This is a genomic window from Streptomyces sp. CB02980, from assembly GCF_014451325.2.
Classification (GTDB): domain Bacteria; phylum Actinomycetota; class Actinomycetes; order Streptomycetales; family Streptomycetaceae; genus Streptomyces.
In genome coordinates, this window is the sequence record NZ_JACSCH020000012.1 from 204,619 (window position 1) to 228,223 (window position 23,605).

A 23,605-nucleotide genomic window follows, 5' to 3' on the forward strand; every position below is an offset into this window, starting at 1 on the left:
GCACCGCGCCGTTCCTCAGGCGAAGGCGGGTGCGTTCCGTTCCGCCCACGCCGCGAACGGCTGCGGCGTCCGGCCGAGGACACGCTCCACATCGGGACTCACCCGCTGCTCCGCCGCGCTGGGGTCGCCCATCACCGACAGCATCCCGTCGACGGCGTCCTCCGGCAGGAACCGCACCAGCTGGGAGCGGGCCTCGCTCGCGCTCAGCGCCACGAACGCGACCGGGTCGCCCACCACCCGGGCCAGGGCCCGCACCTGCTCCCGCGGTGACACCGCCACCGGCCCGGTCAGGACGTACGTCCGACCCGCGTGCGCCGCCGGGTCGCGCAGCGCCTCCGCCGCGACGCCGGCGATGTCCATCGGGTCCACCACCGGCAGCGCCACATCGGCGAACGGAGCCGCCACCGTACGCGCGGAACGGACCTGCTCGGCCCAGAGGAAGGCGTTCGAGGCGAAACCACCCGGCCGCAGTACGGTCCAGTCCAGCCCCGACTCCCGTACCGCCGTCTCGAACGCACGCAGAATGTCGTGCGACACCGAATCGGTCCGCGTTCCCACCAACTGCGAGGACTGGAACACGATCCGCCGCACCCCGGCGGCCACCGCCGCCGCGACGATCGCGCGCGGATCCAGCTCGTCCCCGAGACCCGCCACGAGCAGGTACACCGCCTCCGCACCCTCGAACAGCCCGTCGAGACCGTCCGCATCGGCCAGGTCCCCCTGCCGGTGCGTCACTCCCGCGGGCAGCCCGTCGGCCGGCCGACGGCTCACCGCCGTCACCTTCTCACCGGCCGCGGCCAGCAGCTCCACCAGCGGTCGTCCGACGTTTCCGGTCGCTCCGGTCACCACGATCACGGTTCTTCCCCTCCAGGGAGTCATCGGCGGAGCGCGAGCGCTCCGCCGTCTTCGTGACCTCATCCTGGAAGGCGAACTGGCCACCTCCTGGCCAGTTTCACGGAGAGGTTTCAGCTCTCCTCGCCGAAGCGCCGCTCGAACTTGGCGATCCGGCCCTCGGAGTCCACCGTCCGCGCGGTGCCCGTGAAGAAGGGGTGGCTCTCGGAGGAGATCTCGACGTCGATCACGGGGTACGTGTTGCCGTCGTCCCACTCGATGGTCCGGTCGCTGGTCGCCGTGGACCGGGTCAGAAAGGCGTACCCGGCCGAGCGGTCACGGAAGACCACCGGGCCGTACTCGGGCTGCTTGTCCTGCTGCACGTGTCCTCCTCGGGCTCACGCCCTGGCTCGTCCGGCCTGATCGGCACGGCACCCCCAGCCTCCCCGTGCCCACGGCGACGGACCAGCGCCACGGGCCCGACCGGGTGACCGTCAGTCGTGTGCCGGCCGGCGCGCCGCGAGCAGCAGAGCGATGTCGTCCGGGCGCGACGTGACCTGCCGGGCGTCCCGGATCACCCGGTCGGCCGCTTCCGCGAGGGGCAGCGAAGCGGTCGCCGCGAGCGCCCGGCGCAGCAGCTCGATTCCGTCGTCGATGTCCTGGCCGGGCTTCTCCACCAGCCCGTCCGTGAACAGCGCGAGCACCGCACCCGGGTCCAGCTGCAGCCGCGTCACCGGATACGAGGCGCGGACGTCGATCCCGAGGACCATCCCGCCCGCCAGCTCGATCCGCTCCGTCACCCCGTTCGGGTGCATGAGCAACGGCGGCGGATGCCCGGCCCGAACCGCCCGCAGCTGCCCCGACCTCGGATCGAGGAGTACGTAGCAACAGCTCGCGAACTGGCCGGGATCGAGGTCGATGAGCAGCCGGTTGGTCCCCCGCATCACGTCCTGCGGCCGATGACCGGCCAACGCGAAGGCCCGTACGGCGCTGCGCAGCTGCCCCATGGTGGCCGCGGCCGCCACCCCGTGCCCCTGGACGTCACCGATGACGAGCGCGAGGCGTCCCCGCTCCGTCTCGATGACGTCGTACCAGTCCCCGCCGACGTCCATGCCCTGCGTGCCGGGCAGGTAGCGGCCCACCGTCTCCACGCCCTCCCGGACCGGAAGCCGGTGGGGGAGCAGCGCGTCCTGGAGGCCGCGCGCGACCGCCGACTCCGTGTCGTACCGCTGGGCCCGCTCCAGGGCCTGCGCGATGAGGCCCGCGAGCGCCGTGAGGACGGTCCGCTCCTCAGAACTGAACCCGCGCGGCCGGTCGAAGCCGAGGATGCAGGAGCCGACCGGCCGGCCGGAGGCGATCAGCGGCAGGAAGGCCCGTGCCCCCGAGTTCGCGTCCAGGGGCAGATCCGGATACCTGCGGCCCAGCTGCTTCATCGACTCGAAGAACAGCGGCCTGCCCGTCGTGAGCGTCTCCACGCCGGGCACGTGGGAGTCCAGGGCCACGCCGTCGAAGGGTTCGAGGAAGCCCGGCGGGAAGCCCGTCTCCCAGGCCAGATACAGCCGACGGTCGCTCAGCAGGTAGATGGCCAGCTGACGCCCGCCGAACGCCGGAAGCAGCTCCTCCGTCACGACCGCCGACACCTGGCGTGCCGTCACCGCCTCGGACAGCGCGATCGCCAGGGCCACCGGCCGGTACAGGGCCGAGACCTGGTCGTCGGGCAGGGACAGCGTGTCGTCCGTCGGCCCGCCGGGCGTGGGACGGTCCCGCGCGGGACGGCCCGGATCGTTCTCCGGCACCAGGACCATGGTCACGCCGTCCCGCCCGGGATGGAGGGAGACCGAAAGCCACTGACTGCGCTCCGGACGGGCCAGGAAGCGCACCGGGTCACCGGAGAGCATCGCGGCACGGAGCTGCTCCTCGTGGAACGGCAGACCGAACCACGGCAGGGCCTCCCACAGCGGCCTTCCCGCCAGGGCGGCGCGCGGGCGGCCGAGCAGCCGCTCGGTGCGCTCGTTGACGTAGGTGACGCGTCCGAGGCGGTCGATCGCCAGGATCGCTCGCGGGAGCCGGTCCGTGGCGTCGGAGCCGATCAGACCGGTGCCGAGGTCGACGAGGGTGCAGGTGAGCCGCAGACCGGTGCTGACGCCGCCGATTCCGAGACGTGGAGCCCCTGTCCCCGCTGCGCCCGAGTTCGGTGCCGTGTCCGCTGAGGTCGTACGCGCCCGCGTGGAGACCTCGAGCAGGTGCAGACCTCCGTCCGGACCCTTCAGCCGGATCCGACGCACCACCGGCCGCCCGTCCGGCCCCGTCGCCTGCCGGGCCGCCGCCCACAGCGCGTACCCGTCCTCCGGCTCGAGGAGCGAGGTGAGGACGTCGATCGGGCACGGTGAGGGCACGTCGGCGCCGAGGATCGCAAGCAGGCCGGCGTCCAGCGTGACCATGCCGGTGTCGAGGTCCCAGTCGAAGGAACCGAAGCGGACCGGCGGCGCGCCCGACGTGGAGAGCTGTACGCACACCGGGTCGCCGGGCCATTCGAGGGTCGTCCCCTGGCGGGCCAGCTCGGCGAGGGCCTCGCCGAGCTGCAGACCGCCCCGCATCATCCGGTTCCGGTCGCGGGTGTCCACCGGGACCCCGGGAGTCGGCGGCCGCAGCGCCACGAGGACGCCGTACCGTTCGCGACCGGCGACGACCGGCGTGTACAGCGAGGCGAAGGGGAACGGCAGGCTGGCCACCAGCTGCGGAAATCGCCGCATCGCCTCCTCGACGTCATGGAGGTGGACGGCCTGTCCGGAGCGATGGACCTCGGCGATCGGGAAGGGCCGGTTCGTGTGCATGCGAAACCACGGGCGGAACAAGGGACCCGGCAGCCCCACCAGGGCCGCCATCCGCAGCAGTCCGGGTGTTCCGGAGCGCAGGTACACCCCGCCGGCGTAGCCTCCGACCTCGTCGACAGCCCGCAGCGCCGCCTCGGCGAGCGTCCAGGTCAGAGCGCCGGAAACCGGCCCGTCGGCAGCTCCTTTCCCGGACGGAGGCCCGCTGCTGCCCGCCGGGCCGGCGGCGGTCGTGCCGTGCGAGGTCACACAGTCAGGATGCGCCCCACCGGAAAGGCACCGCATCCCGGACCCGTTCCCTTGCCGTCTCCGCACCAGGGGGTGTTGACCGCACGCGTCCGCACCGTCACACTCGGTCGTCGACCGGCGTCGCAGGGCGCGCTACACACCTCATGACCAGGGGGCAGGATGACGGGCCGGGTTCTTCCGTACGAGGTGCAGGGCGAGGGTCCGAGGCGGGCCGTCCTGCTCCACAACTGGTTCGGCGACCGCACCAGCTTCGCTCCGCTGCGGGCCCATCTGAACGATGCCTCCGGCTCCTACGCCTTCGTCGACTGCCGCGGCTACGGCGAGGCGCTCGACCACGCGGGCGCGTACACGATGGAGGAGGTCGCGGCCGACGCGTTCGCGGTCGCGGACGACCTCGGCTGGGACTCCTTCTCCGTCGTCGGGCACTCGATGGGCGGCAAGGCCGCGCAGCTGATGCTCCTCGACGCCCCCGACCGGGTCCGTTCGATCGTCGGTATCTCGCCCGTCTCGGCGGCCGGTTTCCCCATGGACGGCGAGACCTGGGAGCTCTTCGCCGGCGCCGCAGAGGAGGCGGCCAACCGGCGCGCGATCATCGACAACACCACCGGCGGGCGGTACGACGACGCCTGGCTGAGCACCCTCGTCGAGCGCTCCGTCCGGCGCTCCTCGGCGACGGCCTTCCGCGCCTACCTGGACTCCTGGTCGCGCACGGACTTCCACGAGCGCGTCCGCGACAACCCGGTCCCCGTCCTGCTCGTCGTCGGCGCCCACGACCCGGCGCTCGGCGCCGAGGCGATGGAGGCGACCTGGCTGCGCTGGTACCCCAACGCGCGGCTGGAGGTCCTCAAGGACGCCGGCCACTACGCGCCTGAGGAGACCCCGCAGGCGCTCGCCGAGGCCATCGAGGCCTTTCTCGCCGCCTGAGGGACGGCGGCAGGCACGGTCGCGGCGAGAACCTTCACGGTCAGGTTCAGGGTGAGGGTCACGCTCAGGATGAGAGTCAGGGCAGCTCCTGGTGGCACTTCGCGTGGGGGAGCAGCGCCTGACTGACCGAGCCGAGCAGCAGGCCTGCGCATCCGCCACGGCCACCGCCGTCGCCGGTGCGGCGTCTGTGTCGGCGGAGTCTCATCCGAACGTCGAAGGAGGCGACGACTTTCGAGGACAGCGGTGCGACCCCTCGGCATCGGATCATCGTGCTCACGACCTCATGGGGCGGGTCCTCCACCGACTCGCCCACGACCAGCAGGAGCACGTTCGATGGGCCTCGCGCAGACGCAGCACCGCTTCCTCGTCCGGCAGAAGGTGACGCCCATGGCCAATCGCTACCTCGTGCACACCGCGGGAGCGGACGGCGAGGAGGGCGAACTCGTCGCCTTCGCCCACCAGAAGAGATTGGCGTTCAAGGAGCACGTCACCTTCTACACCGACGAGTCCCGGCGCCAGGTCCTCTTCACCTTCAAGGCCCGCCAGGTCATCGACCTCGGCGCGACCTACGACGTGCACGGAGCGTCCGGCACCCGGCTGGGCGGCTTCCGCAAGAACTTCGGCGCCTCCCTGCTGCGCAGCACCTGGCATCTGAGCCGCGAGGGCGCTCTGGGGGAGACGACCGGGCAGGAGCGGAGCGAGGGCCTCGCGCTGCTGCGACGTGCCTGGGAGTTTCTGCCCTACACCGACCTGATCCCCTTCTTCGTGCCGTACCACTTCGACTTCACCGAGTCGGGCCGCTCGGTGATGTCCGTCGAGAAGCTCTTCGGTCTCCGCGACCGGTACGTGCTCGACATAGCCGACCCGGAGCTCGACCGGCGCCTCGCGATAGCCCAGGCCGTGGCCCTCGACGCCCTCCAGTCCCGCTGACGGCCGGTTCACCCGACCACCGGGGAAGGGGCGTCTTACCCTGGAGGGACGGGCAGGGGACGGAGCAAGGCGTTCCTCCCCGAGCCCGGAGCCGTGCAGGCGGAAGGACGGCGGGCCATGTTCTTCACTGATCGCACCGACGCCGGTCGGCAGCTGGCCGCCCGGCTCGACCACCTCAAGGGCCGTGACGTCGTGGTGCTGGGTCTTCCCCGCGGTGGGGTGCCGGTGGCGGCCGAGGTGGCCGACGCCCTCGACGCTCCGCTCGACATCTGTCTCGTACGGAAGCTGGGCGTGCCCCAGCAGCCGGAGCTGGCGATGGGCGCGCTCGGCGAGGGCGGCGTACGGGTGGTGAACGAGCGGGTGCTCCAGGAGGCCGGGGTCGGGGCGCGTGATCTGGCCGCGGTCGAGGAGCGCGAACACGCCGAGCTGGATCAGCGGGCCCGCCGCTATCGGGGCAGCAGGCCCTCCGTGCCCCTGGAAGGCCGAACGGTCCTGGTCGTGGACGACGGTCTCGCCACGGGTGCCACGGCGCTGGCGGCCTGCCGGGTGGTACGGGCCCGGGGCGCCGCCCGGATCATCCTCGCGGTGCCGGTGGCCCCCCGCGGCTGGAAGGCCCGGCTCGGTGGTGAGGCCGACGAGACGGTGAGTGTGCACGCGCCGGAGCTCTTCTACGCGATCGGACAGTTCTACCGGGACTTCACGCAGACCACGGACGCGGAGGTCCTCGCCTCTCTGGACCGGATCCGCGCCGCGCACGGACCGGTCGTCCAGGACGCGGACGTACGGATCCCCGTCGCCGACGGTGTCACGCTCGCCGGACGGCTCGCGGTGCCCGAGGGCGCCACCGGCATCGTCCTGTTCGCCCACGGCAGCGGGAGCAGCCGGCACAGCCCCCGCAACCGGGCGGTCGCGGGGGCGCTCAACCGGGCGGGACTCGGAACGTTGCTGTTCGACCTGCTCACCGAGGCCGAGGCGGTCGACCGGGCGCATGTCTTCGACACCCCGCTGCTCGCCGGCAGGCTCGCGCGCGCCACGGAGTGGCTCGCCGGGCGGCCGGAGAGCGAAGGCCTCCCGCTGGGCTACTTCGGGGCCAGTACGGGAGCGGCCGCCGCGCTGTGGGCGGCGGGCGACCCCGAGTCCTCCGTGGCCGCCGTCGTCTCACGCGGTGGCCGGCCGGACCTCGCGGCCGACCACCTGGCGCGGGTCAAGGCCCCGACGCTCCTCGTGGTCGGAGGCAGGGACGCGCTGGTGCTCGACCTCAACCGGCGGGCCGAGTCGCTGCTGCACTGCGAGAGCCGGCTGGAGATCGTGGAGGGCGCCACGCACCTCTTCGAGGAGCCGGGCGCCCTGGAGGAGGTGGCGGAGCTCGCCACCTCCTGGTTCACCGGGCACTTCCGGGATCAGTAGGCGCCGTTGACGTTGTCGATGGAGCCGTAACGGTCGGCCGCGTAGTTGCAGGCGGCGGTGATGTTGGCGACCGGGTCGAACAGGTCCATCGAGGTGCCGGGCACGTGGTAGGCCAGGAAGGTCGGCTCGATGACCTGGAGCAGGCCCTTGGAGGGGGTGCCGGCCACGGCGTTGGAGTCCCAGAGGTTGATGGCCTGGGGGTTGCCCGAGGACTCCCGCAAGATGTTGCGGTGGATCCCCTCGTACGAGCCGGGGATGCCGCGCTGGGCCATGATGTCCAGCGACTCGCGGATCCAGCCGTCCAGGTTGTTCGCGTACTGGGTGGCGGCGACGGCGGCGGCCTTGACCGGAGCGGCGGCGGCAGCGGGAGCGGCGGCCGAGGCACCGGTGTTGGTGGCGACGGCCGGGGTGGCGCTCCGGCGCTCGGAGCGGCTCGCCCGTTCGGTCGTGGCGGTCTTCTTCGCCTTCGTGGGAGCAGCGGCCTTCACGGAACCCGGACGAAGCGTCAGTTCAAGGCCCGGGTGAATAAGTGACGGATTGTCACCCACGGTGCTCTTGTTGGCGCGGTAAAGGCCCTTCCAGCCGCCCTGAATTCCCTTCTTCTGCGCAATCAGGGAAAGCGAGTCGCCGCTGACGACCGTGTAGGTGCGCGCGGCGGCCGGAGCGGCGGGAGCCTTCGGCGCGGCCTTCGCGGCGGCCGGAGTGGCGGGGGCGGTGATGACCTTGGCGGCGGTTTCCGGAGCTCCGGAAACGGGCGCGGCACCGGCCACGGCCGGGGCGATCAGCGGGAGGGCGAGAGCGGCTCCGCCCGTGCCGACCAGCGCGAGTCCACGGGAGACGGGGCGGCGGCGGGGACGGCGGTGCTTACCGTGAGCAGGCATGACGGGATTCCTCTCCGGCGCCTTCGGGGTGAGCTGTCGGGTTCGGACTGGAGATGTCCGGCCGCGCACACGCGGCTTCACCCCGAGCCGTTCCGGAATCCGGGCCGGCGTATTCGTGGGTCCCCCGCTCCTGCCGTCGGGTGAAAGAGAGGTATTTCGAGCGGTGGCAGGATTCGGCGATCCGCTCGAATGGAGGTGACCGTAGGCCAGTAATGCGATGGAGAACAAGAGGATCTGTGTCCAGGGGTCGGTGAAAGGATCACCGAATTCATGGAATTCAAGATCGGCGGTTGCTCCTTCGCATCGAACTTCCTTGTCCCGCACGGCCTGCGCGGATTCTGATCACCGATGGGTGTCCGGAAAAGTGAGTCGCATCACTAGGTACTCAATGCCCGAATGTGCACGATAATTCTGTTAATGGTGGAGTGGGCGATAAGGGCCCGTTCGGCCGCAGGGGCACTCAAGGGCATAAGTCGCAAAACCGACATTCCTCATGAAAGATGGAGCCACCCGACCGAGGAGCCGCCCGGATGTCGCCCTCCGCCTCCCTGCTCACCCCCGAGACCCTCGACCGTGAGGCCGCCGCCCTCTACGAGAGCGCCACCTGGCAGCGAATCGTCACGGACTGGACCGAGCCGCCGGTGCCCGCCCCCGCCGTGGAGAGCTGGCGTGACCTGCTCACCGTGCCGGTGGAGCAGCTCGTCGCCGACGCGCTCGACGCGCTGCCGCCGGCGCTTCCCGCCGAACGCCGGCTCCCCGGCCGGATCGGAGCCGTCCTGCCCGACCGACTGCACGCCTGGCGCCGCATCGGCCGGCCCGAGCTGCGCCCCTCGGTCCACCTCGGCTACGCGCGCCTCGTGCTGACGGAGTGGGGCTGGCAGAACGCCCCGTACAAGCTGCGCGACGCGCGCGGGGCCCGGTGTGTCTGCGGTGCGCTCCTCGCCGCGCACCGTCTCGGCCACGGCAGCGCGGCCACGATGAACGAGGCGGCCGCATGGATCATGGCCGAGCTCCGGTCGCGGGGGTGGGGCGAGCTGATCGGGCCGTGGAACCGGGCCCCGGGCCGTACGGCCGCCGAGGCGGTGGCCCTCCTCGACGCCACGATCCACCGCGCGGCGCACGCCGGACGCTGACGGCCTGACGGCAGGCGGGGCGGCGGCGAAGCGGTCGCCGCCCCGCACCCGGAGGGCGGGATCAGCCGGTGATGCTCGGCGCTCCGGTCTCGATGTGACCGGTGTACCGGCGCGACCAGGTCCCGTCGATGTCGGCCAGGATCGTGAAGTCGTACCAGCCGTTGTGGTAGGCGACCGCGTTGAAGAAGTCCTCCCGCGTGGAGCCGGCCGGGACCGTGTAGGTCCAGGGGCCGTCCGTGCGGTAGGCGTTCGAGCGGATCGTGAACGTCACCGGTCCGGCCGAGGTGTTGCTCAGCTTGAACCACAGGGCCGTCCGGCCCGTGCCCGTCTCGGTCGCGAACCGGGAGGTCGCCTCGATGGCCTTGCCGGCCTTGGAGGCGTCGCCGATGAACCGGCGCAGGAAGCGGTTCGGGCCCATCATCGAGATGTCGTACTTGCCGGACCCCGACCCCAGGCCGATGTTGAAGTAGTCGGTGGCCGTACCGCCCGGGTCGACGGTGTACTGCCAGGCGGCCGTGTCGCGGTGCTGGTGCGGGTGGATCGAGAAGTGGGCCGCCCGCTGTGCCTCGGTGCCCTGGTTCGTCATCGAGAACCAGGCGAGGATCTTGCCCGCGGCTCCGAACTCGAAGCGGTCGAGGTTGCCGTTCACCTGGTACGGCAGGGCGCGGGCCGGCCGGGTGCCGGCCTCCTGCGCGGGCTGGGCGTTGTTCTGGGGTGCCGGGTTCGGCAGCGGACCGCAGGTCGCCTGACCGATGACCTTCGCCGTGGAGGGGAGGCCGGACGGCACGCCGTACACCGGGTGGGCGAAGTCGAAGACGCCGGTCAGATCACCCGTCACCTTCCGTCGCCAGGCGCTGATGTGGGGGCAGGTGGCCGGCGTGCCGAGGGCCGTCGTCCACGTTTCCATGAAGCGCAGCACCGAAGTGTGGTCGAAGACCTCCGAGCTCACCCAGCCGCCCCGGGTCCACGGGGACATGACAATCATGGGGACCCGGAAGCCCAGGCCGATCGGTACGCCGTCGAGGTACTCGCCCGGGGTGCCCGGGGGAGCGACCGGCGGCGGCACATGGTCGAAGAAGCCGTCGTTCTCGTCGTAGTTGAGGAACAGCACGGTCGAGTCGAACACGTCGGCGTCGGCGGCGAGCGCGCGGTAGACGAGGTCGACGAAGTGCGCGCCGTCCCCGGGCGGTGCGTAGGGGTGCTCCGAGAACGCCTCGCTCGCGACCACCCACGACACCTGGGGCAGCGTGCCCGCGACGACATCGGCGCGGATCGCGGCGGCGATGTCGTCCGGGGTCGAGCCGGTCACCTTGGGGACCGAACCCATGCCGCGGTCGTGCAGCGGGTCTCCGGGCCGCGCGTCGGTGAACTTCTTGAAGTAGGCGAGACCGTTGTCGCCGTAGTTGTCCTGGGCGTTCTGATAGACCTTCCAGCTCACGCCGGCCCGCTGGAGCGCCTCGGCGTACGTCTCCCAGGTGAGTCCCGACTCGTCGCCGCCGTCCTTGCTGGAGCCGTCGATCTTCCCGCTCCACAGGAAGGTGCGGTTGGGGCCGGTGGCGCTGAGCGCCGAGCAGAAGTACGCGTCGCAGATCGTGTAATGGTCGGCGAGCGCGTGGTGGAAGGGGATGTCCTCGCGGTCGAGGTGGCCGAGCGTCCGGGTGTTGCCCACGCCGGTGACCCAGTTGTCGAGACGGCCCTTGTTCCACGCGGCGTGCTGCGAGGTCCAGCTGTGCGGCAGGTCGCCGTTGCACTGGGCGAGGGTCTCGCCGTCCACGCCGCCGGCGGGCGGGGTGTCGCTGAGCTTCCAGGGGTACTGGCGGCCGCCCCAGTTGGGCTGGTTGAACATGCCCCAGCCGCCGGGGATGTTGCCCGCGGCGCGGTCGCCGAAGCCCCGTACACCGCGCAGGGTGCCGAAGTAGTGGTCGAAGCTGCGGTTCTCCTGCATGAGGATCACCACGTGCCGGACGTCGGTGAGGGTGCCGGTGGCCGCCCTCGCGGCGGCGGAGGCCCGGGCCGCCGGCAGCGCGGCGCCCGCCACGAGCCCCGCGCCGATGCCGACGAATCCTCTGCGGCTGATGGGAATCATGCTCCGCCTCTCCTGTCACGGTGTGCCCGGACGGCACGTCGGGAGACATGATGGGGGAGGGGGGCTTAAAGGTATACGGCCGTGCGGTAATTCCTGGGTTAACAGCCAAGGGCCAGGGGTCACCGGGGTTGAAATTGGTCCGACCTCATACCAATAAGGTCGATGTCTGTGCCGGTGTCCTGACCTGACAGCAACGCAGGACACGTCTCTCCGCAAGGCTTAGAGTCGTGAGTAAGAGGCGTTCCGTCCCGGCCCGTGACCGTGGACCATGCGGAGCGTGGGGTACGGGACTTCGCGCGGTCGGCCGGCCACGGCCAACGGGGGAGCCTTGCCGTCCGGCCCTGAGTTCAGGGGTCCGATGAGTCATGCCTGACGTGAGGGTCGTGTGGACAGGGCTTGAGTGCCGTATGAGGCAAGAGGAGATAGACGAGATATTCGGCACCGTTCAGCTGATCACCGAGGTGACTACGGATCCACCGCCACCGCTGAAGTTCCCGGACAGTGGCACGCTGGAGTTCGGGCCTCCCGGGCAGCGAATCTTCTCCGCCGGGCGGCTGTTGTACTCCGGTCCGGCGCGGGACATGAGCGTCTCCGTCGCGATGGTGGAATGGGAATCGGGTGACGTGGAGAAGGCCAAGGAGGCCGTTGCCGACGCCGTCTCCACTGCGGCGACGCTAGCTGTCGGTCTCGCGACCGGCGGAGTGGGTTTCTTGGCCGAGCCCTTGATCGATGGCATTGTCGAAGGTCTGGTCGACGTCTTCGCCGACGACGTTTTCGGCCTTCAGGACGACGCCTACAACCCGTCGGCGATCTTCATCACAAAGGACCAGCTGCTGAACGCGGACGCCCGACGCAAGACCGTGCAGCGTGCCGACGACCCGCACACACTGCAGTTCACCGATCTCGTCATCATCACCGGCACCGACGATGCCGGGGACATGGGTGCCTACCATCTGTACCTGGACGTTCAGCCGTTGGCCGCCCCGGGCGGAGGCGGCGGGCCCGTGGACGACGGTGTCGGCACCCCCGCACTGAGCAGGGGTTCGCAGGGAGTGGCCGTGGAGAAGCTCCAGCGGCTGCTGAACGCCCATGTGCCGGACCTCCAGCCCTTGGATGTCGACGGGGACTTCGGCTCCGTCACGGAGGCGCGTGTCCGCGAGTACCAGCGTCGCGTCGACATCGTGGTCGACGGTGAGGTGCGCCTCCAGACCTGGGGCATGCTGACGGGCCTTGAACGAGCACAAGAGGACGCGGCCGGTACGCCCCCGCTGCGCAGGGGCGATCACGGCGCGGCGGTTCGCAAGCTCCAGCGGTTGCTGAACGCCCGCGTGCCGGATCTCCAAGCCCTCGCGATCGACGGGGACTTCGGTGATGTCACGGAAGTACACGTCCGGGAGTTCCAGAGCCGCCTCGCCGTCATCGTCGACGGCTTCGTCGGCCCTCAGACCTGGAACGCGCTGAAGCTCTGACGTCCGGCGGAAGCGGACCACCCGTCAGACGGTGAGGACCTTCACCCCGGCCTCGGTCAGCTGGGCGACCGCCTCCGCGCCGATGCCCGTGTCGGTCACGAGCAGATCGATCCGGTCCAGGCCGCAGATCCGCGCGAAGGCCCGGCGGCCCATCTTCGAGGAGTCGGTCACCACGACGACCCGGCTCGCCCGCTCCGCGAAGAGCCGGCTGATGCTCGCCTCGTCCTCGTGGTGCGCCATCACGCCGAGCGTGGGGTCGACCCCGTCGACCCCGAGCACCACCACGTCGAGCACGACCTCGTTGAGCACCCCGACCGTCAGGGGGCCCACCAGTTCGTACGTCTGGGGGCGTGCCACGCCGCCGGTGGTGACGATCTTGATCTGCGGGCGCACCGCGAGTTCGCCCGCGATGTTGAGCGCGTTGGTGACCACGGTCAGCGCGGGTCCGGAGCTCGCCGTTCCCGCCGTCCCGGCCGTCCCCGCGGTGTCGGCCCGACCGCTCGCGAACCGCAGGGCGAGGGCGCGTGCCACCTCCGTCGTCGTCGTACCGCCGTTGAGCCCGACGACCTCGCCGGGGGCGATCAGGTCGGCGGCCGCCTCCGCGATCCGCCGCTTCTCCGCGGCGTGCCGCGTCGACTTGTACCGCAGCGGCAGCTCGTACGAGACGCCGTGCGCGACCGCCCCGCCCCGTGTCCGTATCAACAGCTGCTGCTCGGCGAGCTCGTCGAGATCCCGGCGGATCGTGGCGGCCGACACGTCCAGTGCGGTCGCCGCCTCCTCGACCTCCAGCTTCCCCGAGGCGGCGAGTAGTTCAAGGAGCGTGTTCCACCGCTCGTGCTTGGACATGGGTCCCTCCCTCGGGCTCGTGCGCGCGTCCGATTCTATCCGCCGACGGGCGCGGGACCTGGAAAGAGCGTGCATGTTTCTGCTTGAATGACATCGACTTCAAGCATCTTTCATCATTTCAGTGCACTCTTCTTGCAAGGAGACCCGCATGAGCACCACCCGTACCGCCGTGGAGATCGCGTCCCAGCCGACGACCTGGCGTCAGGCTGCCCGCACGCTGCCCCAGCACACCTCCGCGCTGCCCCGACGGGGCGAGCGGGTCGCCGTGATCGGCTGCGGCACCTCCTGGTTCATGGCCCTGGCCTACGCCGAGCTGCGCGAGTCCGGCGGTCACGGGGAGACCGACGCCTTCGCCGCCTCCGAGTTCCCCTACGGGCGCGGCTACGACCGGGTCGTGGCCATCACCCGCTCCGGCACCACCAGCGAGGTACTCGCCGTGCTGTCCCGGCTGCGCGGCACGATCCCCACGGGCGCGGTCACGGCCGATCCCACGACCCCGGTCATGGACCTCGCCGACGAGGTCGCCGTGCTGGACTTCGCCGACGAGGAGTCGGTGGTCCAGACCCGCTTCGCGACCACGGCGCTCGCCCTCTTCCGCGCGCACCTGGAGGCCGAGGACGCCCTGCCCGAGGGAGTGGCCACCGTCGAGGAGGCCGCGCGGGACGCCGAACTGGCCCTCGCCTCCCCGCTCGCCGAGGACGTCCGTGCGGCGGAGCAGTTCACCTTCCTCGGCATGGGCTGGACCTACGGCCTCGCCCTGGAGGCCGGTCTGAAGATGCGCGAGGCCGCGGGCGCGTGGACGGAGGCGTACCCGGCGATGGAGTACCGCCACGGCCCCATCAGCATCACCGGTCCCGGCCGGGTCACCTGGGGCTTCGGCACGCTGCCGGCCGGACTCGCGGACGAGGTGCGCAAGGTCGGCGGCACCCTCTCCGAGAGCGACCTCGACCCGCTCGCCGACCTGATCCGTGCCCAGCGGCTCGCGGTGGCCGTCGCCGAGGCCCAGGGCCTGAACCCGGACACCCCGCGGAACCTGACCCGCTCGGTCGTCCTCACCGACGCCCAGGCCTGAACCCCTCCGCAGCCCTCGGTGCCGCCAGGACCTCCGTCGCCGCGGCCTCCACCCCCCGCCCCTGCGTCGCCCCGCCCCACACCCGTTCACACCCCCGGAGAAGGACCACCATGCCGTTGACGCCGACCGATGAGATCGTCCGCCGCGCCCGCGCGGCGGGCACCGGTGTGGGGGCGTTCAACGTCCTCCAGCTCGAGCACGCCCAGGCCATCGTGGCCGGCGCCGAGAGCGCCGACCGCCCCGTCGTCCTGCAGATCAGCGAGAACACCGTCCGTTACCACGGCGCGCTGGAGCCGGTCGCCCTCGCGTCCCTGGCTATCGCCCGCGCCGCCAAGACCCCCGTCGCCGTCCACCTCGACCACGCCGAGAACCCCGACCTGGTCCGCGAGGCCGTCGGACTCGGTCTGGGCTCGGTCATGTTCGACGCCTCGAAGCTCCCCTACGCCGAGAACGTGGCATCGACCCGCGAGGTCGTGGAGTACTGCCACCAGCACGGCGTCTGGGTCGAGGCCGAACTCGGCGAGGTCGGCGGCAAGGGCGGTGCCCACACCCCGGGCGTGCGGACCGACCCCGACGAGGCCCGTGCCTTCGTCGCGGCCACCGGCGTCGACGCCCTCGCGGTCGCGGTCGGCAGCTCCCACCAGATGCTGACCCGGGACGCGGTCCTGGACTTCGCCCTCATCACGCGCCTGCGTACCGCCGTCGACACTCCGCTCGTCCTGCACGGCTCCTCGGGCGTGTCGGACGCGGACCTCACCGCCGCCATCGCGGCGGGCATGACCAAGGTGAACGTCTCCACCCATCTGAACAAGGCCTTCACCCGGGCCGTCCGCACCCATCTGACCGAGCACCCCACGGCGGTGGACCCCCGGCACTACCTGACCCCGGCGCGCGCGGCCGTGGCCCGCGAGGTCGCCCACCTCCTGACGGTCCTGTCACCCGCCTGAGCCGGTGACGCCGGATGCCTCCCCGCGCCGGATCACACTTCCTGGAGCGCCGCGAGGAGGCCGCGTACGGCCGGGAGGGACAGCGAGGACTTCCGTACCGCCGCATGGATCGAACGGACCGGCTCCGGCCCACGGACCTTGCGGACGACCACGTTCGGATGGCGGCTGCCCAGGCCCATCAGCGGGACCAGGCTGACGCCGAGACCGGCCGCGACGAAACCCTGCGCGGTGGCGTACTCCTCGCACTCCACCGCGATGTCCGGGGCGAACCCGGCCGCCGCGCAGGCGTCGAGGACCGCGTCCAGGCAGGGGCCGGGCCGCTCGCTGCCCACCCACGGCTCGCCGGCGAGCTCGGCCAGGTCGACGGCGGTACGGCGGTCGGCGAGCGGATGACCCTTGGGCAGCACGGCGCGATAGGGGTCGTCGAGCAGATGGACCAGCCTGAGGCCGTCGCCGGCCGCGTCCGGGCCGCCGCCCCGGGGCCGTACGACAAGGGTGAGGTCCGCCTCCTCGTCGGGGGGCGCGCCGTCGGCGATCCTCAGATCGACGCGCACGCCCGGGTGCTCGGTACGGAAGCGGGCCAGGGCGGGTGCCACGAGATCCGCGCCCGCGGTGGCGAAGTAGCGGATCGAGATCCGCCCGGTGCGGCCCGTCCGCAGATCGGCGAGAGCGGTCTCGGCCTCGGCGAGCTGGCGGCCGATGACGGCGGCGTGCTCGGTGAGCAGCCGCCCGGCGGCGGTGGGGCGAACGCCCCTGCCGAACCGTTCGAGCAGGGCGATGCCCGCCTCCTTCTCCAGGACACCGATCTGCTGACTCACGGCGGACGGGGTGTAGCCGAGGTTCGCGGCGGCGGCGGTGACGGAGCCGCTGGTGACGACGGCCCGGAGCACCTGCATGCGTCTCACATCCAGCATGTAGCACAGCTTAACGCTGGATGCATGATTCATCGCTTGTCCTGTCGGATCATGCGCGGGACGGTGAGTCCATGACATCGGCGATACGCATGGGCGTGCTGGCCCTGCTCTGGGGCTCGGGCTTCCTCTGGATCAAGATCTCCCTCAACGAGGGCCTCAGCCCGGGGTGGATCACCTTCGTCCGGTGCGTGCTCGGCGCCGCGGTGCTCCTCGGGCTCGCGTACGCTGCGGGGCAGCGGCTGCCGCGCGACCGGGCCACCTGGGGGCGGCTCGTCGTCGCCGCCTTCTTCTGCAACGCGCTGCCGTTCCTGCTCTTCTCGGTCGGAGAGCAGACCGTGGACAGCGGAGTGGCGGGCGTGCTCAACGCCACGACCCCGCTCTGGTCCCTCCTCATCGGCCTGGCCCTGGGCACCGAACGCCCGCTGCGTGCCACCCGCCTGACCGGGCTCGCCCTCGGCTTCGCCGGAGTGCTGCTGATCTTCGCGCCCTGGAGTCACGGCTCCGGCCTGATGAGCTGGGGCGCCCTCGCCCTCCTCGGCGCCTCCGCAAGCTATGCCGTGGCCTTCGCCTACATGGCCCGTCACCTCACCGGCCGGGGCACCGCGCCGCTGGCGCTCTCCGCCGCACAACTCCTCGCCGCGACCGCCCTGAGCACGCCCGCCCTCGCCGCAGGCGGAACGGCGACGGTGACCTGGACGGGCGTCCTGGCGGTCGTCGTCCTCGGTGTCTTCGCCACCGGGCTCACCTTCCACCTGAACTACCGGATGATCGCGGAGGAGGGCCCGACCGCCGCCGCCACGGTCGGCTATCTGCTCCCGGTGGTGTCCGTGACCCTGGGCGCGCTGATCCTCGACGAACCGCTGACGGCACGGGTGGTGGCGGGGATGACGGTCGTGCTGGTGGGGGTGGGGCTGACGAGGTCACGGACGCGACGGCCGCGTGAGGAGCCCGAGGCGTCGGGCCCGCCCCGGGCGGTCGCACGTGCCGCCCGGAGCACCTGCCCGAGCGGCTCGGGGGTGTCTTGCCGATCAGGGTCGGACAGGCGCTAGCCGACCCGCTCGACCACGAAGACGGGAATCTCCCGCTCGGCCTTGAGCCGGTAGTCGGCGTAGTTGGGGAAGGCCGCGACCGCCCGCTCCCACCAGGCAGCGCGTTCCTCTCCGGTGACCAGACGGGCTTCCATGTCCCACGTCTGGGTGCCGTCGCGCACCTCGACGAGGGGCGAGGCGACGAGATTGTGGTACCAGACGGGGTGCTTGACGGCACCGCCGTTCGACGCGACGAGTGCGTACGCCCCATCGTGCTCGACGCGCATGAGCGGGGTCTTGCGGAGCTTCCCGCTCTTCACGCCACGGTTCGTGACCAGGATGACCGGCATGCCCCGCAGGGTGGTGCCCTTGGTGCCGCCGGACGCCTCGTACAGCTCGACCTGATTGCGCACCCACGTCGTCGGGCTGGGCTCGTATTCACCTTCGAGTGGCATGGCATCCCTTTCGTTGATCCGGCATCGCCGCCCGCCCGCCCCGGCGTTGTCAGTGCCGACTCCTAGGCTGGCTCCCGACGTGACGAACAGGCGCGACACAGGGGAGAGCACACAGCATGCGGGAATTGTTCCTGGCGGGACAGCAGGCGCACATCCGATGGATCGACCTGCCGGGCACGGGGGCCGGGCCCGTGCGCGTGTTCGTCCACGGCCTGGGGTGCACCTCGGCCTCGGACTTCGCTCACATCGCGGCCCACCCCGCGCTCGGCGGCGGCCGGGCGCTGCTCGTGGATCTGCTCGGGTACGGGCTGAGCGACCGGCCCGCGGACTTCGACTACCGCATGGAGTCCCAGGCGGAGGCGGTCGCCGCGGTCCTCGACCACCTCGGGCTCACGGACGTGGACCTCGTCGGGCACTCCATGGGCGGTGCGGTGACGATCCATCTGGCGGCGGCGCGCCCGGAGCTCGTGGCGAGACTCGTGGTGGCGGAGCCGAACCTGTACGGGGGCGGGGGACCGTTCAGTTCCCCGGTGGCCGCCCAGGACGAGGACGCGTTCGTGGCGGAGGGGTTCGCCCGGATGGTGGCAGGCGCCGACCGTGCCGACTACGCAGCCCGGCTGCGCCTCGCCGATCCGCGGGCCGTACACCGCAGCGCGGTCGCCCTGGTCGAGGGCAGTACGCCCGCCCCCGGTGACCTCCTCGCCGCGCTCACGGTGCCCCGGACCTATCTGGTGGGGGAGTTGAGCCTGCCGGAACCCGACGCGGAGAAGGTCGCCGGGTTCGGGGTCCCGGTGATCGAGATCCCCGGGGCGGGGCACAACCTGATGCTGGACAACCCGGACGGATTCGCCACGGTCCTCGGTCGCGCCCTGGCGGACGCCCCGACCTCACGTCCTGGCCACGAAAGAGCCTGATCAGGCCACTTCAGAGGGGTTCGACGGGGGTTCGATTGCAGGCGTGTGGCAGATGCATGACAAGGCTCCAACTCCCTTGAGCTACGCCCGTAGAGCGGCCAGGCTGCTGATCACGCCGGGACCGGACACACCGGTCCCGACCGTGCACGTGGCCCCACGTGCGCCCCCCACAGTCGCGCCGTCCCACCCCACGGGGCGCGACGCCCATGAGGAGGAATCCCTCGCAATGGCACTCCCGCAGAACACCCGGACCCGCCTCGCCGTGACTGCCTCCGCCGCGAGCATTGCCGCCCTGCTCGGCACCTTCGCCGCCGTCCCGGCCCACGCCGCCCCCGCGGAGGGCACCGTCCTCGCGGCGGGTTCTGCCGACGCGATACCCGGCAGCTACATCGTCACCCTCAAGCAGGGCGCGGGCTTCAAGGCCGCCTCCGCCAAGGGCCGTAGCCTGATATCCGGCTACGGCGGCACGGTCCGCAAGACGTTCGGCTCCGCCGTCAACGGCTACACCGCCACCCTCGACGCCACGGAGGCCCGCCGGCTCGCCGCCGACCCGGCCGTCGCCTCCGTCGAGCAGAACCAGATCGTCCGCGCCGACGCGACGCAGACCAACGCCCCCTGGGGCCTGGACCGCATCGACCAGGCGAACCTGCCGCTCTCCGGCACCTACACCTACCCCGACTCCGCCGGCAGCGGCGTCACGGCGTACGTGATCGACACCGGCGTCCGGATCAGCCACTCCCAGCTCGCCGGGCGCGCGGTGAACGGGTACGACGCCGTCGAAGGCGACACCGTCGCCCAGGACGGCAACGGCCACGGCACCCACGTCGCCACGACGATCGCGGGAACCACCTACGGTGTGGCCAAGTCGGCGAAGATCGTGGCCGTCCGCGTCCTCGACAACAACGGCTCCGGGACCACGGCCGGTGTCATCGCGGGCATCGACTGGGTCACCGCCCACCACACCGCCGGTGCCCCGGCCGTCGCCAACCTCTCGCTCGGCGGCGGCGCGTCCACCGCCCTCGACAACGCGGTGAAGAACTCCATCGCCGACGGCGTCACCTACGCGGTCGCCGCCGGCAACTCCGGCGTCAACGCCTCCTCCACGTCGCCCGCCCGGGTCCCGGCGGCGATCACGGTCGGCGCCACGAGCAACACCGACGCCAAGGCCAGCTGGTCCAACTACGGTTCGGTCCTCGACCTCTTCGCCCCCGGGGTGTCGATCACCGCCGGCTGGAACACGAGCGACACCGCCACCAGCACGATCTCGGGCACCTCGATGGCCACCCCGCACGTCGCCGGCGCCGCCGCGATCTACCTCGCCGGGCACCCCTCCGCGACCCCTGCCCAGGTGTCCACCGCCCTCGTCAACGGCGCCACGACCGGCAAGGTGACCAGCCCGGGCAGCGGCTCCCCGAACCGGCTCCTGAAGATCGTCCCGTAGGTCCGGACAGGGCACCGCCCCGGAGGCAGCCGGCGCCTCCGGGGCGGTGCCGTGCCCCGGCCCCACCGCGGGGGTCCGCACTCCTGAGAGGATCGACGACAAGAAAGCCCTCGGTACTCCGACCCGCACCAGGAGCCCCCGTGCACACCCCCCTCACGTACGCCGACGTCAAGACCGCCGCCGACCGGATCGCCGGACAGGTCCGCCCCGTCACGGTGGCCGAGGCGGAGCCCGGCGCCGAGCCGTACACGCTCCACTTCGCCCTGGAACACATGCAGCACACCGGCTCCTTCAAGGCACGCGGAGCACAGAACTTCCTGCTCGCCCACCGGGAGGACGGCACCCTTCCCGCCGCCGGAGTCACGATCGCCTCCGGTGGCAACGCCGGGCTCGCCTGCGCCTGGGCCGCACTGCGGCAGGGCGTCCGGGCCACCGTCTTCCTGCCGACCACCGCCCCGAAGGTGAAGGCCGACAGACTCGTCGGCTACGGCGCCGACGTCCGGCTCGTCGGCACGGAGTACGCCGAAGCGCTCGCGGCCTGCGAGGCGTACGCGGCCGAGACCGGGGCGCTCGCCTCCCACGCGTACGACCATCCGCTGATCGCCGCCGGGGCCGGCACCCTGCTCGACGAGATCCACGACCGGATCCCGGACCTCGACACGGTCGTCGTCGCGGTCGGCGGGGGCGGCCTCTTCTCCGGTGTCGCCACCGCGGCCAGGCACCACGGCATCCGCACCGTCGCCGTCGAACCCGGGAACTGCCGCGCCCTCGACGCCGCGCTCCGGGCCGGGCACCCCGTCGACGTGACCGTCGACTCAGTCGCCGCCGACTCGCTCGGCGCCCGCCGAGCCTCCGCCACCGCCCTTGCGGCCGCCCGGCACGACGACGTCCGTACCGTCCTCGTCCAGGACACCGAGATCATCCGTGCCCGCCGGGCCCTGTGGGACGACCGCCGCCTCGCCGTCGAGCACGCGGCCGCCACCGCCCTGGCCGCCCTCACGGCCCCGGACCGGCAGGGAGACACGACCCACGGCTACCGCCCGGCCCCGGGCGAGAAGGTCTGCGTCGTCCTCTGCGGCGCCAACACGGACCCCACCGACCTCGCGCACACTGCAGGAACCGCGTAGCACGGCCCATGGACCGCCCCCGCCCCGAAGCATCCCTCTGCCACCACGTGGTGGCACCGGTCCGGAGCTGAGCGACCGGGAGGGCCGGTGGCGCGGGGTGCTCGCCCCGTGCGTCAGGATGGGGGCATGACCGAAATTCGTACCCCCCGTCTCATCCTCCGGCGCTGGAGCGACGACGACCTTGTCCCGCTGGCCGAGATCAACGCCGATCCCGAGGTGATGCGCTGGATCGGGGACGGCTCGGTCCGGGACCTGGAGCGGACCGCCGAGGACATCGAGCGGTACGAGGAGGAGTGGGACGAGGAGGGCTTCGGGATCTTCGCCGTCGAGCTCATCGCCTCGGGCGAGCTGATCGGCTTCGCCGGTCTGTCCCTGCCGGAGTTCCTCCCGGAGGTGATGCCGGACGTGGAGATCGGCTGGCGTCTGGGCAGGCAGTTCTGGGGCCAGGGATACGCCTCCGAGGCCGCCCACGCGGTCCTGGAGTTCGCACTCCAGGACCGCGGGCTCGACCGGGTCGTCGCCATCACCCACATCAGCAACCAGGCCTCCGAGAACGTCATCGGCAAGCTCGGCATGACCGAGGAGCGCGATACGACCCACCCGGCCTTCGACGTTCCCCTGCGGGTCTACGCGATCGACCTCACCGAGTACGAGGCCTGAAAAGCCCGGTCGAGGCCGCCTCAGTGGCGCTCGGGCAGGTCCCGCTCCGCCGGCAGTGACGTGAGGTCACGGGCCGAGGGCGAGGCGGCGGCGCGCGAGGACGTGGCGGGCGCCGGCTTCTTGCCGCAGAACGCCGCCTCCAGCGTTCCGCCGAGCGCCGTGTTGGCGGCACCGTGGTTCGAGGTGTTCGCCATCGCCGAGACGCTGCGGCGGCCGTCGCGGGTCGAGAAGGTGTACGTGTAGAAGCCCTGCACCGTGCCCGTGTGCCCGTACACCTGCGTACCGCACGACAGGTCGTAGCGGCGCAGACCGAGCCCGTAGAACCGGGTGTTGGCGGCGTCGGTCGGCGTGACCGTCGTCATGGCCTCCATCATCGCCGGGGACAGCAGCCGGCCGCGCATGAGCGCGCTGGTGAAGGTGTTCAGGTCGGCGGGGCTGGAGATGACGGCCCCGGCGGACTGCGCCCAGGAGACCGTCTGCTCCGTGGAGTCCACCAGCGCGCCGCCCTCCTCGTCCGGGTGCAGGTACCCCCGCACGTGGGCGCCCTTGATCCGGGTGTCGGGGTGCACGTACGACGTCTTGCCGAGCTTCAGCGGCTTGAAGATGCGGCGCTCGTACGCGTCGGCCACGGGCCGGCCCGTGAGCTGCTCGATCAGCATGCCGACGACCACGAAGTTGGCGTTCGAGTACTGGTAGGAGACGCCGGGCTGGGTGGTCCGCGGCTCGCTCAGCGAGAGGTCGACGAGCTCCTGGTAGCTGAACACCCGATTCCGTACGGCCTCGAAGCCCGGCACCGTGTGCTCGAACATCGCGTTCGTGTAGTCGGCAAGTCCACTGCGGTGGGTCAGCAGATGACGGACCGTGATGCGGTCGTCGGGCAGCAGACCGGGGAGGTAGGTGTTGACCGGCGTGTCGAGCTGGAGCCTGCCCTCCTCCACCAGCTGGAGCAGCACGACGGTGGAGAACGTCTTGCTGACGCTGCCGATCCGGAAACGTGAGTGGATGTCCATGGGCGCGCCCGAGACGCGGTCCTGGACGCCGACGGTCCGGCTGCGGACCCCGTCGGGACCGACGAACCGGGCCATCGCGCCCGGAGCTCCGTTGGCCATGGCCGAGTTCAGCGCGGCGACGACGCCGTCCATGTCGGGCGCGGGGACCGCGGGAGTCGTGGCGGCGGTGGGCGCGACAGGGGCGCCGGGAGCGGCGAACGCGCTGGTGGCGGGGGCAACGCCCGCGGCGAGCGCGGCGATCAGGGTGGCACTCACGGCCAGGCGTCGGTGCGACGACAGGGGCACGGTGTTTCCTCGACTTCTTCCGAATCGTTCGGTACGGCGCGCGGCTGACGTGCGCCGCAGGGCACGGGAACACCCGACCGTGAGGCCTGGCCCCGGTACCCATGGATCATGAGTGCCAACGTCCGAGAACGGTTCCTGACACGGGGCACGGGTTGTGGAACCGGC

General features: G+C 71.7%; 21 protein-coding genes and 1 riboswitch. Of the genes, 12 read left to right on the top strand and 9 right to left on the bottom strand.

Annotated features, from left to right (window positions below):
- Positions 1 to 15: 15 nt before the first annotated feature.
- From E0F75_RS24885 to E0F75_RS24895, 3 genes are all read right to left on the bottom strand, one after another.
- Positions 16 to 855 (bottom strand): NAD(P)H-binding protein, encoded by an 840-nt coding sequence (locus E0F75_RS24885; protein WP_187624786.1) that lies wholly within the window; start codon positions 853 to 855, stop codon positions 16 to 18.
- A 110-nt stretch (positions 856 to 965) separates the two neighbouring features.
- Entirely contained in the window at positions 966 to 1,214 is a 249-nt protein-coding gene (locus tag E0F75_RS24890) for a type B 50S ribosomal protein L31 (RefSeq protein WP_187624787.1), read from the bottom strand.
- 111 nt (positions 1,215 to 1,325) lie between these two features.
- Entirely contained in the window at positions 1,326 to 3,911 is a 2,586-nt protein-coding gene (locus E0F75_RS24895) for a SpoIIE family protein phosphatase (protein ID WP_229312829.1), read from the bottom strand.
- A 159-nt stretch (positions 3,912 to 4,070) separates the two neighbouring features.
- Here E0F75_RS24895 and E0F75_RS24900 point away from each other — a divergent pair, with 159 nt between their 5' ends.
- From E0F75_RS24900 to E0F75_RS24910, 3 genes are all read left to right on the top strand, one after another.
- On the top strand, positions 4,071 to 4,835 hold the full coding sequence (locus E0F75_RS24900; RefSeq protein WP_187624789.1) for an alpha/beta fold hydrolase: 765 nt from the start codon (positions 4,071 to 4,073) through the stop codon (positions 4,833 to 4,835).
- 333 nt (positions 4,836 to 5,168) lie between these two features.
- Complete coding sequence (locus tag E0F75_RS24905; RefSeq protein ID WP_187624790.1) at positions 5,169 to 5,765, top strand: hypothetical protein; 597 nt, start codon at positions 5,169 to 5,171, stop codon at positions 5,763 to 5,765.
- Positions 5,766 to 5,882: 117 nt separating this feature from the next.
- A complete protein-coding gene (locus E0F75_RS24910; protein WP_187624791.1) occupies positions 5,883 to 7,172 on the top strand; it encodes an alpha/beta family hydrolase in 1,290 nt (429 codons plus the stop codon).
- Here the strand turns inward: E0F75_RS24910 and E0F75_RS24915 are convergent.
- The gene (locus tag E0F75_RS24915) at positions 7,166 to 8,053 is read right to left on the bottom strand and encodes a LysM peptidoglycan-binding domain-containing protein (RefSeq protein WP_187624792.1); all 888 of its coding nucleotides are present in this window, start codon (positions 8,051 to 8,053) and stop codon (positions 7,166 to 7,168) included. The genes E0F75_RS24910 and E0F75_RS24915 overlap by 7 nt on opposite strands.
- A 5-nt stretch (positions 8,054 to 8,058) precedes the next feature.
- Positions 8,059 to 8,242: riboswitch (cyclic di-AMP (ydaO/yuaA leader) on the bottom strand.
- Positions 8,243 to 8,583: 341 nt separating this feature from the next.
- Here E0F75_RS24915 and E0F75_RS24920 point away from each other — a divergent pair.
- On the top strand, positions 8,584 to 9,186 hold the full coding sequence (locus tag E0F75_RS24920) for a hypothetical protein (RefSeq protein WP_187624793.1): 603 nt from the start codon (positions 8,584 to 8,586) through the stop codon (positions 9,184 to 9,186).
- Positions 9,187 to 9,247: 61 nt separating this feature from the next.
- On the opposite strand, the gene E0F75_RS24925 is transcribed toward E0F75_RS24920, so the two are convergent.
- On the bottom strand, positions 9,248 to 11,272 hold the full coding sequence (locus E0F75_RS24925; RefSeq protein WP_187624794.1) for a phosphocholine-specific phospholipase C: 2,025 nt from the start codon (positions 11,270 to 11,272) through the stop codon (positions 9,248 to 9,250).
- A 365-nt stretch (positions 11,273 to 11,637) separates the two neighbouring features.
- Here E0F75_RS24925 and E0F75_RS24930 point away from each other — a divergent pair, with 365 nt between their 5' ends.
- Positions 11,638 to 12,741, top strand: a complete 1,104-nt coding sequence (locus E0F75_RS24930; RefSeq protein ID WP_187624795.1) for a peptidoglycan-binding protein — start codon at positions 11,638 to 11,640, stop codon at positions 12,739 to 12,741.
- A 24-nt stretch (positions 12,742 to 12,765) separates the two neighbouring features.
- On the opposite strand, the gene E0F75_RS24935 is transcribed toward E0F75_RS24930, so the two are convergent.
- Entirely contained in the window at positions 12,766 to 13,587 is an 822-nt protein-coding gene (locus tag E0F75_RS24935) for a DeoR/GlpR family DNA-binding transcription regulator (protein ID WP_187624796.1), read from the bottom strand.
- 148 nt (positions 13,588 to 13,735) lie between these two features.
- On the opposite strand from E0F75_RS24935, the gene E0F75_RS24940 reads away from it, so the two are divergent.
- Both E0F75_RS24940 and E0F75_RS24945 read left to right on the top strand, forming a co-directional pair.
- A complete protein-coding gene (locus tag E0F75_RS24940; RefSeq protein WP_187624797.1) occupies positions 13,736 to 14,659 on the top strand; it encodes an SIS domain-containing protein in 924 nt (307 codons plus the stop codon).
- A gap of 110 nt (positions 14,660 to 14,769) precedes the next feature.
- On the top strand, positions 14,770 to 15,606 hold the full coding sequence (locus E0F75_RS24945) for a class II fructose-bisphosphate aldolase (protein ID WP_187624798.1): 837 nt from the start codon (positions 14,770 to 14,772) through the stop codon (positions 15,604 to 15,606).
- A 32-nt stretch (positions 15,607 to 15,638) separates the two neighbouring features.
- Here the strand turns inward: E0F75_RS24945 and E0F75_RS24950 are convergent, their stop codons facing one another.
- Positions 15,639 to 16,520, bottom strand: coding sequence for a LysR family transcriptional regulator (locus E0F75_RS24950; RefSeq protein ID WP_187624799.1), 882 nt, complete (start codon positions 16,518 to 16,520; stop codon positions 15,639 to 15,641).
- A gap of 71 nt (positions 16,521 to 16,591) precedes the next feature.
- Between E0F75_RS24950 and E0F75_RS24955 the strand changes: the two genes are divergently transcribed.
- Complete coding sequence (locus tag E0F75_RS24955) at positions 16,592 to 17,569, top strand: DMT family transporter (RefSeq protein WP_229312830.1); 978 nt, start codon at positions 16,592 to 16,594, stop codon at positions 17,567 to 17,569.
- On the opposite strand, the gene E0F75_RS24960 is transcribed toward E0F75_RS24955, so the two are convergent.
- Positions 17,566 to 18,003: a nitroreductase family deazaflavin-dependent oxidoreductase gene (locus tag E0F75_RS24960; protein WP_187624800.1), complete on the bottom strand. Its 438-nt coding sequence runs from the start codon at positions 18,001 to 18,003 to the stop codon at positions 17,566 to 17,568. The two genes, E0F75_RS24955 and E0F75_RS24960, sit on opposite strands and share 4 nt — an antisense overlap.
- A 116-nt stretch (positions 18,004 to 18,119) precedes the next feature.
- Here E0F75_RS24960 and E0F75_RS24965 point away from each other — a divergent pair, with 116 nt between their 5' ends.
- From E0F75_RS24965 to E0F75_RS24980, 4 genes are all read left to right on the top strand, one after another.
- Complete coding sequence (locus tag E0F75_RS24965) at positions 18,120 to 18,917, top strand: alpha/beta fold hydrolase (RefSeq protein ID WP_187624801.1); 798 nt, start codon at positions 18,120 to 18,122, stop codon at positions 18,915 to 18,917.
- 226 nt (positions 18,918 to 19,143) lie between these two features.
- On the top strand, positions 19,144 to 20,358 hold the full coding sequence (locus E0F75_RS24970; protein WP_187624802.1) for a S8 family peptidase: 1,215 nt from the start codon (positions 19,144 to 19,146) through the stop codon (positions 20,356 to 20,358).
- A gap of 140 nt (positions 20,359 to 20,498) precedes the next feature.
- Positions 20,499 to 21,485 (top strand): serine/threonine dehydratase, encoded by a 987-nt coding sequence (locus tag E0F75_RS24975; RefSeq protein ID WP_187624803.1) that lies wholly within the window; start codon positions 20,499 to 20,501, stop codon positions 21,483 to 21,485.
- Between the two features lie 126 nt (positions 21,486 to 21,611).
- The gene (locus E0F75_RS24980) at positions 21,612 to 22,145 is read left to right on the top strand and encodes a GNAT family N-acetyltransferase (RefSeq protein ID WP_187624804.1); all 534 of its coding nucleotides are present in this window, start codon (positions 21,612 to 21,614) and stop codon (positions 22,143 to 22,145) included.
- A 20-nt stretch (positions 22,146 to 22,165) separates the two neighbouring features.
- Here E0F75_RS24980 and E0F75_RS24985 read toward each other — a convergent pair whose 3' ends face one another.
- Positions 22,166 to 23,440 carry a serine hydrolase gene (locus E0F75_RS24985; RefSeq protein ID WP_187624805.1) on the bottom strand — a complete coding sequence of 425 codons (1,275 nt, stop codon included), beginning with the start codon at positions 23,438 to 23,440 and terminating at the stop codon, positions 22,166 to 22,168.
- Positions 23,441 to 23,605: the final 165 nt, after the last annotated feature.

Bases quoted from the DNA above. Each gene is read 5' to 3' on its own strand.
- E0F75_RS24945 (WP_187624798.1), top strand. From the start codon at position 14,770: ATGCCGTTGACGCCGACCGATGAGATCGTCCGCCGCGCCCGCGCGGCG.
- E0F75_RS24905 (WP_187624790.1), top strand. From the start codon at position 5,169: ATGGGCCTCGCGCAGACGCAGCACCGCTTCCTCGTCCGGCAGAAGGTG.
- E0F75_RS24955 (WP_229312830.1), top strand. From the start codon at position 16,592: ATGACATCGGCGATACGCATGGGCGTGCTGGCCCTGCTCTGGGGCTCG.
- E0F75_RS24935 (WP_187624796.1), bottom strand. From the start codon at position 13,587: ATGTCCAAGCACGAGCGGTGGAACACGCTCCTTGAACTACTCGCCGCC.
- E0F75_RS24940 (WP_187624797.1), top strand. From the start codon at position 13,736: ATGAGCACCACCCGTACCGCCGTGGAGATCGCGTCCCAGCCGACGACC.
- E0F75_RS24915 (WP_187624792.1), bottom strand. From the start codon at position 8,053: ATGCCTGCTCACGGTAAGCACCGCCGTCCCCGCCGCCGCCCCGTCTCC.
- E0F75_RS24920 (WP_187624793.1), top strand. From the start codon at position 8,584: ATGTCGCCCTCCGCCTCCCTGCTCACCCCCGAGACCCTCGACCGTGAG.
- E0F75_RS24925 (WP_187624794.1), bottom strand. From the start codon at position 11,272: ATGATTCCCATCAGCCGCAGAGGATTCGTCGGCATCGGCGCGGGGCTC.
- E0F75_RS24950 (WP_187624799.1), bottom strand. From the start codon at position 16,520: ATGCTGGATGTGAGACGCATGCAGGTGCTCCGGGCCGTCGTCACCAGC.
- E0F75_RS24965 (WP_187624801.1), top strand. From the start codon at position 18,120: ATGCGGGAATTGTTCCTGGCGGGACAGCAGGCGCACATCCGATGGATC.
- E0F75_RS24900 (WP_187624789.1), top strand. From the start codon at position 4,071: ATGACGGGCCGGGTTCTTCCGTACGAGGTGCAGGGCGAGGGTCCGAGG.
- E0F75_RS24960 (WP_187624800.1), bottom strand. From the start codon at position 18,003: ATGCCACTCGAAGGTGAATACGAGCCCAGCCCGACGACGTGGGTGCGC.
- E0F75_RS24910 (WP_187624791.1), top strand. From the start codon at position 5,883: ATGTTCTTCACTGATCGCACCGACGCCGGTCGGCAGCTGGCCGCCCGG.
- E0F75_RS24930 (WP_187624795.1), top strand. From the start codon at position 11,638: ATGCCTGACGTGAGGGTCGTGTGGACAGGGCTTGAGTGCCGTATGAGG.
- E0F75_RS24980 (WP_187624804.1), top strand. From the start codon at position 21,612: ATGACCGAAATTCGTACCCCCCGTCTCATCCTCCGGCGCTGGAGCGAC.
- E0F75_RS24970 (WP_187624802.1), top strand. From the start codon at position 19,144: ATGGCACTCCCGCAGAACACCCGGACCCGCCTCGCCGTGACTGCCTCC.